We start from the raw sequence: 11,919 nt of genomic DNA, 5'->3' as shown, positions 1-11,919 counted from the left end.
GGGGGCTCAGGGGCACCGGATGGGGGTTGCGTGGGGAGGCGTAGCGCCGGCGGGCTCGGAGTGGCGAACGGGACCACGGGGGTGGGGGTCCGGGGGCGAAGCCCGCCGGGCGGGGACTCAGGGGCACCGGATGGGGGTTGCGTGGGGAGGCGAAGCGTCGGCGAGCGCGGCGTGCGAACGGGACCACGGGGGTGGGGGTCCGGGGGCGAAGCCTGCCGGGCGGGGACTCAGGGGACCGGATGGGGGTTGCGTGGGGAGGCGAAGCGCCGGTGAGCTCGGCGTGCGAACGGGACCACGGGGGTGGGGGTCCGGGGGCGAAGCCCGCCGGGCGGGGTCTGGGGGCTGCGCCCCCAGAAAAACGACGAGCGAGGTATGCACGCGCTTTCCGCGTGCACACCTCGCCCAGAGCGAGTGCGCCGCCAGGGACTCGAACCCCGAACCCGCTGGTTAAGAGCCAGCTGCTCTGCCAATTGAGCTAGCGGCGCCCTGCCGTTGCGCCCTACCGCCCGGCGCTCGGAAACGCTAACACAGTGCCTCCGGGCGGCCGTGCGGTGGGGTGCCGCGGCCTGGGGTGAGTGACGGGACTTGAACCCGCGACTTCCTGGACCACAACCAGGTGCTCTACCAGCTGAGCTACACCCACCATGCGACCCCGGCCTCGACCGGGGCGCTGTACCAGCTTAGCGTGGCGGTTCCGGCGCCTCGAAGCGGGTTGCCGACACCTGCGCGGCCACCGCCTGCGCCTGCTCGGTGGTCGGGCCGGGCAGCGGGACGAAGAGGGTCTGCCGGTAGTACGCGAGCTCCCGGAGCGACTCCTGGATGTCGGCCAGCGCGCGGTGCGCGAGCCCCTTCTCCGGCTTGGCGTAGAACACGCGCGGATACCAGCGCCTGCACAGTTCCTTCACCGAGCTGACGTCCACCATCCGGTAGTGCAGGTGGGCGTCGAGCGCGGGCATGTCGCGGGCGAGGAAGGCGCGGTCGGTGGCGATCGAGTTGCCTGCCAGCGGCGCGCTGCGCGGGTCCGGCACGTACCGGCGGATGTAGTCGAGCGCGAGCTTCTCGGCCTCGGGCACCGTGATGACGGAGGCGCGGACGGCGTCGGTGAGCCCGGAGCGCTCGTGCATGTCCCGCACGATCTCGGGCATCCCCGCCAGGGCGGTGTCGTCGGCGTGGATGACGACGTCGACGCCCTCGCCGAGTACGTTCAGCTCGCCGTCGGTGACGAGCACCGCGATCTCGATCAGCGCATCGCGCTTCAGGTCGAGCCCGGTCATCTCGCAGTCGATCCACACCAGCCGGTCCGTCACGCCGTCACACTATGCCCGCCCGGGTCCCGCGGGTCCGGCAGCGCTGCGCGTGTCGATCATCGACGGCGAGCCGGCGGCGAGCAGGGCGGCCGTGGTCGCCACGATCACCGCGAAGGCGGTGACGCCCCACCCGACCTCGCCGCGCAGGGCGTAGGCCATCGCCGCGGTGGTGAAGACCCCGGTCGCCGTGCCCGTCGCCACGAGCAGGACGGGCCGTGCGCGGGCGGTGGGGGTGGCGGCCGCGGCGAGCAGGAGGGCGACCACGATGAGGTCGGGGACGAGGAAGAGGCTGGTGCCCGGGTTCGCCGCCATGCCGGAGGTGACGATGTTGACACCCGTGGCGAGTCCGATGACCGCGGCGACGGCCCGGGCCCGCCGCAGCGGTAGGTGGGGTCGGGGTGTCATGAGGCATCCCAATCAGTAGGCCGGATCGTCAGCGACGCTGACGATATCAGCGCGCGTAGGTTCTGCGCCATGAGCACGTCGGCCTGGATCTCCGCCGCCACCGGGTACCTGATGTTCCGGGTCGGCGACGCGGCGCGGGACCGCATCGAGCAGGAGCTCGCGCAGTGGGGGCTCGCCGGCAAGGAGCTACGGGTGCTCGCGTTCGCCCACGAGGGCGCCTGCTCGCAGCAGGACCTCACCCGGCTGACCGGCATGGACCGCACGACGATGGTCGCCGTGGTCGACAAGCTCGAGCGGCTCGGCTACGCGCGGCGCGAGCGCAGTGCCGCCGACCGGCGCAAGTACGTCGTCGCGGTGACCGGGGCCGGCGCCGACGCTCTCGGGGCGGCCGCCGCGCGCCTGGCCGCGGCGGAGGCGGAGTTCCTCGCCCCGCTCGACGCGGACGAGCGGCGGCAGCTGAACGGGTTCCTCGCGCGCCTGCACGCCGCGCACGACCCGGCCTGTCCGTCGGATGATCACGGGATCTGACCGGGAGTAGCGCTAGGCTCCGGCCCCGTGGACACCCAGGCTCCCGCCCAGGAGATCGCCGCCGGATACGCCACGGAGGGGGCCGCTCTCGAGCTGGGCAGCGTCCTCGTCGACGGCACCGTCGACCCCGCTGCCCGCGTCCGCATCCCGCTGGCCACGCTCAACCGCCACGGACTCGTCGCCGGCGCCACCGGCACCGGGAAGACGAAGACGCTGCAGGGGATCGCCGAGCAGCTCTCGGCCGCGGGGGTGCCGGTGCTGCTGGCCGACGTGAAGGGCGACCTGTCCGGGCTGGCGCGGCCGGGCGAGCCCGGCCCGCGGATCGACGAGCGGGCGCGCGACACCGGCGACGACTGGGCGCCCACGGCGTACCCGGTGGAGTTCCTCTCGCTCGGCGGTGGCAGCTCCGCGGTGCCGATCCGGGCCACGCTCACGCAGTTCGGGCCGATCCTGCTCAGCAAGGTGCTCGACCTCAACGACACCCAGGAGTCGACGCTCGGCCTGATCTTCCACTGGGCCGACCAGCGCGGGCTGCCGCTGCTGGACACGAAGGACCTGCGAGCCGTCGTCCAGCACCTGACCTCCGACGAGGGCAAGGCCGACCTCAAGGGCATCGGCGGCGTCTCCCCGGCCACCGCGGGCGTCATCCTGCGGGCGCTGGTCAACCTGGAGGCGCAGGGCGGCGACGACTTCTTCGGCGAGCCGGAGTTCGACCCGGCCGACCTGATGCGTCAGGTCGACGGGAAGGGGGTCGTCACCCTGCTCGAGCTGGCCGACCAGCAGGCCAACCCGCGGTTGTTCTCGACGTTCCTGATGTGGCTGCTCGCCGAGCTGTTCGAGGAGCTGCCCGAGGCGGGTGACCTCGACAAGCCGAAGCTGGTGTTCTTCTTCGACGAGGCGCACCTGCTGTTCAGCGAGGCCTCGAAGGCGTTCCTGGAGCGCATCGAGCAGACCGTGAAGCTGATCCGCTCCAAGGGCGTCGGCGTGTTCTTCTGCACCCAGCTGCCCACCGACGTGCCGAACGCCGTGCTCTCCCAGCTGGGTGCGCGGATCCAGCACGCGTTGCGGGCGTTCACGCCCGAGGACCAGGCGGCGCTGGCCAAGACGGTGAAGACCTACCCCACCACCGCGCACTACGACATGGAGGAGGCGCTGACCTCGCTCGGCACCGGCGAGGCGATCGTCACGGTGCTGTCCGAGCGGGGTGCCCCCACGCCGGTCGCCTGGACGCGGATGCGGGCACCGCGCTCGCTGATGGCGGCGATCGGTCCGGAGGCGGTCACGGCGGCGGCACGGCAGTCCCCGTTGCACGGCAAGTACGGCGAGACCGTGGACCGGGAGTCGGCCTACGAGAAGCTCACGGCGCGGATCGCCGAAGCGCCCGCCCCGGCCCCGGCTCCGGCCCCGGCCGACGCCGCGCCGCCGCCCGCGCCCGAGCGGGCCGAGGCCGGGTTCGTGGAGAAGGCGTTCGAGTCGCCCGTCGTCCGCTCCTTCCTGCGCTCGGCGGCCAGCGCTCTGGGGCGGGAGATCACCCGCGGCCTGTTCGGCACCCGCCGCCGCCGTCGCTGACGTCGCCCGGCGGCACGAGGAACGGCGTGAGCAGCCGCGGCACGGCGGCGTCGGCCAGCGCCACCCCGTCGGGTGCGGACACGTCCAGCACCGTGTAGCCGCCTGCGCCTGCCGCGGTCACGGCCTCCACCTCGACGAGCCCGGCGCGGCGCTGGAAGACGCTCTGCCGGAACGTCCAGCCGATCACCCCGGCCCGTTGCAGCGCGACCGTCCGGCGCTGGACGCTGCCCTGCCGTGCGACGAGGTGGCGGGCGGTGAGCTCGTGGCCGAGTGCGCGGAAGCGGTCGAGGGCGAGCAGGGCGGCCACCGGGAGCAGGGCGAGGCTCGCCGGTCCGAGCCAGGGCAGCGGCACCGCCCAGCCGGCCGCGAACGCGAGCACCACGACCGCCGCCGCCGGTCCCACGGCCCGGGTCAGCCGCCGCTGCAGCGCCGCGCGGGGGTGGCGGCGCAGCGGCGCGAGGGTGACCTCTTCGGGATGCTCCCGCAGGGCCAGCGCCGCCACCCGGTGCGCCTCGGCGCGCGGGACGGGCGGCTGCAGCGCGCCGCCCTGGGCGTCGCGGGAGAGCCCGGTCGACAGCGCGTGGCACTGCGCGCCGCGTCCGGCCCGCAGCAGCAGCGGCTCCACGACCTCCGCCCCGCGCAGCCGCCGCTCCGACACCGACAGCGACCGGCGCGTCAGCAGCCCGCGCTTGACGCGCAGCGTGCCTCCCGGTGCGGCGTCCGGATCGGCGGCGGCCTCGCGCGTGAGCCGGTAGTCGTACCAGCGCTCGGCGAACAGCAGCACCGCGCCGACGACGGCGACCACGAGCAGCGCGAGCGCCAGTACCGCGATGCCGAGCCAGAGCGGGGCGGTGGTGAGCCGCTGGGCGGCGTCGTCCACCGGGGGGAGCTCGCGCGGGTCGAGGCCGAGGTCGTCGAACAGGTTGAAGCCGGCGGCGCCGACCGCGCCGATCCCCGCGATCGAGGAGAACGTCAGCGGTGCGAACCGCAGCCACGACCAGCGCAGCCGCGCCAGCTCCTCGCCCGGCGCCGGCGCGGGCGCGGCCGGCAGGTCCGCACGGGGCCGGTCGAGCAGCTCGCGGCGCAGCCGGTCGGCCTCGGCCTTGCTGACCGCGTCCAGGCTCAGTCCCGAGCTCTCCGACGCCGACCCGGACGCCGCGCCGACCTGCACCACGCTGAGCCCGAAGACGCGGTGCAGCAGCTTCGCGGTGAGGTCCACGGTGCGGATCCGGTCGCGCGGCACCGAACGGCGTTGCCGGCGCAGCCAGCCGGTGTGCAGCTCCACGCGCTCGTCGGTGATGCGGTACCGCGTGGTGCGCCACCGCACCACGCCGCCGGCCACGAGCAGCACGGCGATGCCGAGCGGGACCCACAGCCGCCCGACCACGTCGCCCTGACCCGTCAGCAGCAGGACCACCGCCACGGGCAGGAGCCGGATCACGCCGGAGAGCGGCGTCACCGCGAGCATCCGCGGGTTCAGCCGCCGCCACGGCGCCGCCCCGGCGACGTCGGGCGTCACGTGGCGTCCCCGGGCGTGGCCTGAGTGGTCTCGGTGAGCACGCGGGCCAGCTCGGCGGCGCCGCGCTCGTCGAGGCCGCGGATCTTGACCGGCCCCCGCGCCGAGGCCGTCGTCACCGTGACGCTGGCGAGCTTGAGCAGCTGCTGCAGCGGGCCGTGCTCGGTGTCCACGGTCTGCACGCGCGAGATCGGGGCGATCCGCCACTCGCGCACCAGCCAGCCCGACAGCGTGTACACCGCCTCCGGGGTGACCTCCCACCGGTGGATGCGGTAGAGCAGCGGCGGCACGACGACGCCGTACGCGAGCACGAGCACCGCCGTGGCGATGGTGGTGGCGACGAGCCAGCCCGGGGCGTCGCCCGAGAGGAGGATCAGCACCACCAGCTGCGGCCCCGCGAGCGCCACCAGCGTGAGCAGGGCGCGCAGCTGCCACCACCGGACGGCGCGCGGGCTGACCTGGTGGGCGGGCGGGCGCAGCGGCAGTGCGAGCGGCGCGGCGGCGGACATGGCCCCGAGTCTGCCCGCCGAGCCCCTGAGCCCCCGGTCGCGACGCGGTCTTCCTCCCGACGAACGGCACTTTCGTCGCTACCTAGCCGACGAGAGTGCCGCTCGTTGCGTTGATGTCACGGGAGTGCGCGGACGTTCTTCGCGTGTAGCGCCGTCATCGGGGCCGGGTCGGTCCCGCAGGAGAGTGGGCGGGGCGCGCCGTCCAGGGCTGCCACGTCCACCTCCCAGCGCCGCCCGTCGCGCGCGGTGACGACGGCGCCTCCGGGCGCGTCGCTGACCTGCAGGGTGTCGGCGTCGCGCAGGCCCGTGGCGGCGCGCACGGCGAGCTCGGCGACCTGCCCGGCGGGTGACCAGGTCGTGCGCCCGCGGCACTGCGCCGTGTCGACCTCGCCGGGGAACGCCGCCTTGCGCGCCGCGATCGCGGTGGCGGGGTCGAGCCGGCCGTAGGCGTAGCCGGTGGGCAGCACGAGCGCCGTGGGCGCGAACCGGTGGCCGCCGAGGTGGCTGCACTCCCAGACGTGCTGCTCGCCGGCGTCGACGACGGCCAGCGCGAGCGCGCGCCCGTCCACGGCGCAGCAGCGGTCGCGCCGGCCGTGCGTGCACACCAGCAGCAGGGGGTCACCCACCGGTGTGCCGGGCAGCGGCTCGTCCTCGGCGGGCAGGTCGAGCTCGGCGAGCTGCTCGGGCCCGTCGACGGTGAAGGTCGTGACGCGGGTGGCCCCGGGGGCGGTGTCGGCGAGGAACACGCGCAACGGCGCCCCGCGCTCCCCTCGGCGTCCGGGCCTGCGGATCAGCAGCAGCCGCCAACCGGGCGTGGCGGCGAGGGCGGCGAGGGCGGGCTCGGGGTGGGCGGTCAGGTCGCTGGGCCACGAACCGCGCTGCTCCACGCACACCCAGCGCCGGGCGACGGGCGCGGAGCCGGCCAGCGGCTCGTCGCGCGCGAGGGCGAGGAGGCTGCAGCGCTGCCATCCCGGTTCCGTGCCCATCCCGGCACAATACCTAAGCCTTACCTAACTCGACGGGGTGACTCCCCTCACCCGGTGCGGGGCAGCTCCCGGTGCACGATCTTGCCGGTGGCGTTGCGCGGCAGCGCGTCGAGGAACTCGACGTCGCGCGGCACCGCGAAGCGGCTCAGCTCCGCGCGCACCCAGCCCCGCACGTCGTCGGCGTCGACCCGGGCGCCCGGCTCCAGTACCACGTAGGCGGCGAGCCGCTGCCCGTACTGCTCGTCGTCGACGCCGGTGACCGCGGCCTCGCGCACCTCGGGCCGGGCCGCGATCAGGTCCTCCACCGGTCCGGGGTGCACGTTCTCCCCGCCCGAGACGATCATGTCGTCGGCGCGGCCGGTGAGGTGCAGGAGCCCGTGCTCGTCGAGGCGGCCGATGTCGCCGGTGCCGAGCATCCCGCCGGACCGCCCTGCGCCACTACTGGCGCGACTCCGCCTGGCGGCGTTGTCGTGCCAGACAGGCACTGGGTCCACGCCCTCGCGCGTGTAGCCCTCGAACGGCATGTCGTTGCGGACGAAGACGCGCCCCTCCTGGCCGCGGGGAACGGGCCGGTCGTCGTCGCCGAGGATCACCAGCCGGGTGCCGACCGGGGCGCGGCCCGCGGTGCCGGGCGCGGCGCGCAGGTCGGCCGGGCCCGCGATGCTCACCCAGGACACCTCGGTGGAGCCGTAGAGGTTGTAGAGGACGTCGCCGAAGCGGTCCATGAACGTCGTGGCCAGCGCGGCGGGCAGTGCCGACCCGCTGACGGCGACGATCCGCGGCCGGTGCCGCGACCAGGCCGGGGCCAGCTCGTCGCCGGGCAGCTCCAGCACCCGTTGCAGCATCACCGGCACCGCGAACACGGCGTCGACGCGGTGGTCCTGGGCGGTGCGCAGGAACTCGGCGGGCGTGAACTTGCGGGCGAGCACGATCGGCGCGCCGTGCAGCACGGCGAGCTGCAGCGCCGCGAGCCCCCAGGTGTGCAGCAACGGCGCCGCGATCAGCACCGGCTCGCCCGCCCGCAGCGGGATGGTCGACAGGATCGCGGCGGCGGGCGAGATGCTGTGCAGCGGCGGGCGGCGCGCGCCCTTCGGCGTGCCCGTCGTGCCGGAGGTGAGCACGATCGTGTGGCCCGCCGTCGGGCGGCGCGGCAGGGGACCGGGGCCGTCGAGGTCGGCGAGCTCGGCGTCGGTGACGACGCGGCAGTGCGCGGGCAGCCCCTCGAGCGCGGGCCGGAACTCCTCGTCGGCGATCACCGTGTGCAGATCGAGCTCCCCGGCCACCTCGCGGAGCTGGCCCGCCGAGAGCCCGGTGTTGAGGAGCACGGCGTCGGCGCCGATCTTGCCCGCGGCGACCTGCGCCGCGATCGCGCCCCGGTGGTTGCGGCACAGCACGCCGAGCCGCGCTCGGGGCCCGAGCCCGCCGTCGGCGAGTCCGCGGGCGACCGCGTCGGTCCAGGTGGACAGGGTGGCGAAGGTGAGGGCGCCGTCGTCGTCGACGATCGCGGTGCGGTGCGGGTGCCGCGCGGCGCCTGCGGCGTAGCCCGCGGTGATGGTCAGGCCGTAGCGGACGAGGCCGGCCAGCATGCCCAGGAGGCGGTCCGGGCGGACCGGGCGCACCACCCCCGAGCGGGTCAGCGCCACCACGGCCCGCGCGGAGCCGAGAACCTGCTCGGCTCCCGCGCGCGCACCCTCGACCATCCGTCCCACGATCACGGCGCCCAGTCTGGCAAGCCCGTCCCGCGCTCGCAGCCCGGTCAGGGAAGCGGCTGCGTGAGGTCGTACACGGTGCGGCCGCCGACGGTGGCGGGGGTGAAGTTCTCCTGCACCCAGGTCGTGATCTCCGCGTTGTGCCGCGGCCCGCGGTGCTGCCCGCCGCCCTGTGGCTGGCCCTGTGGCTGCGCCTGCGGTGGCGGCCCGTCCGGCCCGCCGCCCGGACCCATCCCGCCCCCGACGAACCAGTGCACCTCACCCGCGGCGACGAGCGCCTGGAACTCCTCGAGGGTGGGGGCCGGGTCGCCGCCGGAGAAGCCGCCGATGCCCATCACCGTGGTGTCGCTGGCCAGCGCCAGCGCTGCGCTGCTCTGCGCGCCCGTCGTGGCGGCCGACCACGTCGTCCCGGCGGAGCGGAGCAGGTCCACCAGCTCGGCGTCGACGTCGTCCTGGCCCGCGGGCCCGCCGACGCGGGCCACGTCCGGCGGTGCCGACGCCCCCGATCCTCCGGGCCCGCCCGGTGCGCCGCCCACCAGCGCGGGGCCGGCGCCCGGCAGCGCACCGCCCTTGCCGCCACCGGCCGCGGTCTGCACGGCGTGGGCGGCGGGCCCGGCCAGCGTCGTCAGCACCAGCGCGAGTGCCAGGACGGCGGCCGCGCGCCGTCGGGCGCCCACCCCGAGCAGCAGCGCGAGGACCACGACGGCTGCCACCGCGACGACCATCCAGCGCAGCCACGGGAGGAACTCCGGCGTCCGGCCGAGCACGACCCACGCCCAGGCCGCGGTGCCGGCGAGGATCGCGGCGAGCACGGTGCGCCCGGCCCGCGTCCGCCGCTGCCGCCACAGCAGCGCACCGCCGATCCCGACGAGCGCCGCGACGCCGGGTGCGAGCGCCACCGTGTAGTAGGAGTGGAAGATCCCCTGGGCGAGGCTGAACACGAGCGCCGTGACCACCGTCCAGCCGCCCCACAGCAGCAGGGAGGCCCGGGCGGCGTCGGTGCGCGGGGCCCGGCGGGTCAGCCAGAGACCTGCCAGGAGCAGCGCCAGCGCGGCCGGCAGCAGCCACCCGGCCATCGCACCGATCTGCGAGTCGAACATCCGCAGGATCCCCGGCTCGCTGCCGAAGCCGGCGCCCAGCTCCTGGACCTGGCCGTTCGGGCCCATCAGGAACGCGCCGCCTGCGGCACCGCTCTCGCGCTCGAAGATCCGCCCGAGGCCGTTGTAGCCCAGCGCCAGCTCCACCGCGCTGTCGGTCTCGGAACCGCCGATGTACGGGCGGCTCGCGGGCGGCCACAGCTCGACGACCGCGTACCACCAGCCGCCGGCCACGACGATCGCGGCACCCGCGGCGAGCAGCTGCCGCACCCGCCGCCTGATCCCGGTCGGCGCGGCCACGAGGTAGGCGAGCGCGAGCGCCGGCAGCGGCACGAACGCCTGGGCCATCTTCGTCAGGAACGCGAACCCGACCAGCGCGCCCGCGAGCAGCAGCCACCGGGTCGAGCCGGTCCCGGTGGCGCGCACCGTGGCGTACGCGGCCCCGACCAGCAGCAGCACCAGCAGCGCGTCCGGGTTGTTGTACCGGAACATCTCGACGGCCACCGGGGTGAGCGCGAGCGCCGCCCCGGCGAGCAGCCCGGCGCCCGGCCCGGCGACCCGGCGCACCGCCGCGAACAGGAGCGCGACCGTGCCCACGCCGATCAGGGCCTGCGGCACGAGCATGCTCCAGGAGGACAGCCCGAACAGCCGCGCCGACAGCGCCATGACCCACAGCGACGCGGGCGGCTTGTCGACCGTCACGATGTTGCCGGCGTCCACCGAGCCGAAGAAGAACGCCGTCCAGTTCTGCGTCATCGCCTGGACCGCGCCGGCGTAGTAGGTGTTGGCCCAGCCCGCCGAACCGAGGTTCCACAGGTACAGGACGGCCGTGGCGAGCAGCAGCCCCGCCAGTGCGAGGTGTTCGCCGCGCCGGGGCCGTGCCGGCGGCGCGGGCGGGGCCGGGTCGAGGGCGGGGACGGTGGTGGTCACGCGGTGCTCTCCTGACGGGTGGGGGTGGCCGCCCGGCGGCGGAAGATCCATGATCTGAGCGCGACGAAGCGCAGCACGGTGGCCAGCGCGTTCGCGGCGACGAGCACGACGACCTCGACGGCGTGGCCCGCGGCCGGCGCCCACGCGGCGAGCGCGGCCAACGCGCCGCTGGTGAGCCCGAGCCCCAGCGCGAACACCACGAGGCCCTGGGCGTGGTGCCGCAGGACGTGGTTGCTGCCGTGGACGCCGAACGTCAGGCGCCGGTTGGCTGCGGTGTTGGCGACGGCGGTGAGCACCAGCGCCACGAGGTTCGCCCCGTACGGGCCGAGGCCGGCGCGCAGCAGGCTGTACAGCGCGAGGTAGGCGAGCGTGCTGCACACCCCGACCAGTGCGAACCGCACCAGTTCGGCCGGCATCCCGGTCGGGACGCCCGGTAGCTCACCCCTCCCGAGGGTGCCGCGCAGCTCCGCGAGCGGCAGCCGTCCGGTGGCCAGCGCCCGGGCGACGCGGGCGATCCCCTTCAGGTCGGCGATCGCGGTGGCGACGAGGTCGACGCGGCTGTCCGGGTCGTCCACCCAGTCCACGGGCACCTCGTGGATGCGCAGCCCGCTGCGCTCGGCGAGCACCAGCAGCTCGGTGTCGAAGAACCAGCCGGTGTCCTCCACCAGCGGCAGCAGCCGCCGCGCGACGTCGGCGCGGATCGCCTTGAACCCGCACTGCGCGTCGCTGAACCGGGCGGCGAGCGCGCCGCGCAGCACCAGGTTGTAGGCCAGCGAGATCAGCTCCCGCTTCGGACCGCGCACCACCCGCGACCCGCGCCCGAGCCGGGTGCCGATCGCGAGGTCGGAGTGCCCGGAGATCAGCGGGGCGACCAGCGGCAGCAGCGCCGCGAGGTCGGTGGACAGGTCCACGTCGCAGTAGGCGAGCACCGCGGCGTCGGAGGCCGTCCACGCCGTCCGCAGCGCCCGGCCCCGGCCCTTCTGGGTCAGCCGCAGCGCCGTGACGTGCGGCAGCTGCGCGGCCAGCCGCGCCGCGACCGCCGGGGTGTCGTCGGTGCTCGCGTTGTCCGCGATCGTGATCCGGAACGGGTACGGGAAGTGGCCCGAGAGGTGCTCGTGCAGCCGGCGCACCGACCGCTCGAGCACGGCCTGCTCGTTGTACACGGGCACGACGACGTCGAGCACGGGTCGCTCGGTTCGTCCGGTGTCGCCGGCGTTCGGCGGGCTCGGCGCGGTGTCGACGCTCATGGCCTCGACGCTCGTCCCGGGCGCTGTCGCCGCGGTGTGCCCGGCCTGTGCGGCCCCTGTGGACCCGCGGCGGCCCGGGCGAGTCGCGCGTCCGGGCGCGGGGAGTCCGGGGTCCG

The 11,919-nt window shown here is 75.5% G+C and carries 10 protein-coding genes and 2 tRNA genes; 2 read left to right on the top strand and 10 right to left on the bottom strand.

Features of this window, described 5'->3' with window-relative positions:
• Positions 1 to 412: 412 nt before the first annotated feature.
• The 4 genes from FB558_RS27115 to FB558_RS27100 form a co-directional block, all read right to left on the bottom strand.
• A tRNA-Lys gene (locus tag FB558_RS27115) sits at positions 413 to 485 on the bottom strand.
• Positions 486 to 567: 82 nt separating this feature from the next.
• Positions 568 to 643 (bottom strand) — tRNA-His (locus tag FB558_RS27110).
• A gap of 37 nt (positions 644 to 680) precedes the next feature.
• Entirely contained in the window at positions 681 to 1,307 is a 627-nt protein-coding gene (orn, locus tag FB558_RS27105) for an oligoribonuclease (RefSeq protein ID WP_142058099.1), read from the bottom strand.
• Between the two features lie 9 nt (positions 1,308 to 1,316).
• Complete coding sequence (locus tag FB558_RS27100; protein ID WP_142058096.1) at positions 1,317 to 1,712, bottom strand: hypothetical protein; 396 nt, start codon at positions 1,710 to 1,712, stop codon at positions 1,317 to 1,319.
• 69 nt (positions 1,713 to 1,781) lie between these two features.
• On the opposite strand from FB558_RS27100, the gene FB558_RS27095 reads away from it, so the two are divergent.
• Positions 1,782 to 2,240: a MarR family winged helix-turn-helix transcriptional regulator gene (locus tag FB558_RS27095; RefSeq protein WP_142058094.1), complete on the top strand. Its 459-nt coding sequence runs from the start codon at positions 1,782 to 1,784 to the stop codon at positions 2,238 to 2,240.
• Between the two features lie 27 nt (positions 2,241 to 2,267).
• The gene (locus FB558_RS27090; RefSeq protein WP_142058092.1) at positions 2,268 to 3,809 is read left to right on the top strand and encodes a helicase HerA-like domain-containing protein; all 1,542 of its coding nucleotides are present in this window, start codon (positions 2,268 to 2,270) and stop codon (positions 3,807 to 3,809) included.
• Here FB558_RS27090 and FB558_RS27085 read toward each other — a convergent pair.
• The 6 genes from FB558_RS27085 to FB558_RS27060 form a co-directional block, all read right to left on the bottom strand.
• Complete coding sequence (locus tag FB558_RS27085) at positions 3,769 to 5,328, bottom strand: PH domain-containing protein (RefSeq protein ID WP_211366868.1); 1,560 nt, start codon at positions 5,326 to 5,328, stop codon at positions 3,769 to 3,771. The two genes, FB558_RS27090 and FB558_RS27085, sit on opposite strands and share 41 nt — an antisense overlap.
• Positions 5,325 to 5,834: a PH domain-containing protein gene (locus tag FB558_RS27080; RefSeq protein ID WP_142058090.1), complete on the bottom strand. Its 510-nt coding sequence runs from the start codon at positions 5,832 to 5,834 to the stop codon at positions 5,325 to 5,327. Before FB558_RS27080 ends, FB558_RS27085 begins: the two co-directional genes overlap by 4 nt.
• 116 nt (positions 5,835 to 5,950) lie before the next feature.
• Positions 5,951 to 6,820: a ferredoxin family protein gene (locus FB558_RS27075; protein WP_142058088.1), complete on the bottom strand. Its 870-nt coding sequence runs from the start codon at positions 6,818 to 6,820 to the stop codon at positions 5,951 to 5,953.
• A gap of 47 nt (positions 6,821 to 6,867) precedes the next feature.
• A complete protein-coding gene (locus tag FB558_RS27070) occupies positions 6,868 to 8,535 on the bottom strand; it encodes an AMP-binding protein (protein WP_246106768.1) in 1,668 nt (555 codons plus the stop codon).
• A gap of 41 nt (positions 8,536 to 8,576) precedes the next feature.
• Positions 8,577 to 10,556: an ArnT family glycosyltransferase gene (locus FB558_RS27065; RefSeq protein ID WP_246106767.1), complete on the bottom strand. Its 1,980-nt coding sequence runs from the start codon at positions 10,554 to 10,556 to the stop codon at positions 8,577 to 8,579.
• A complete protein-coding gene (locus tag FB558_RS27060) occupies positions 10,553 to 11,803 on the bottom strand; it encodes a bifunctional glycosyltransferase family 2/GtrA family protein (protein ID WP_142058084.1) in 1,251 nt (416 codons plus the stop codon). Before FB558_RS27060 ends, FB558_RS27065 begins: the two co-directional genes overlap by 4 nt.
• Positions 11,804 to 11,919 lie beyond the last annotated feature (116 nt).

It is taken from the genome of Pseudonocardia kunmingensis, assembly GCF_006716445.1.
Classification (GTDB): domain Bacteria; phylum Actinomycetota; class Actinomycetes; order Mycobacteriales; family Pseudonocardiaceae; genus Pseudonocardia; species Pseudonocardia kunmingensis.
Note: the sequence above shows the minus strand (reverse complement) of the source record. Positions and strands in the feature narration are given on the sequence as shown.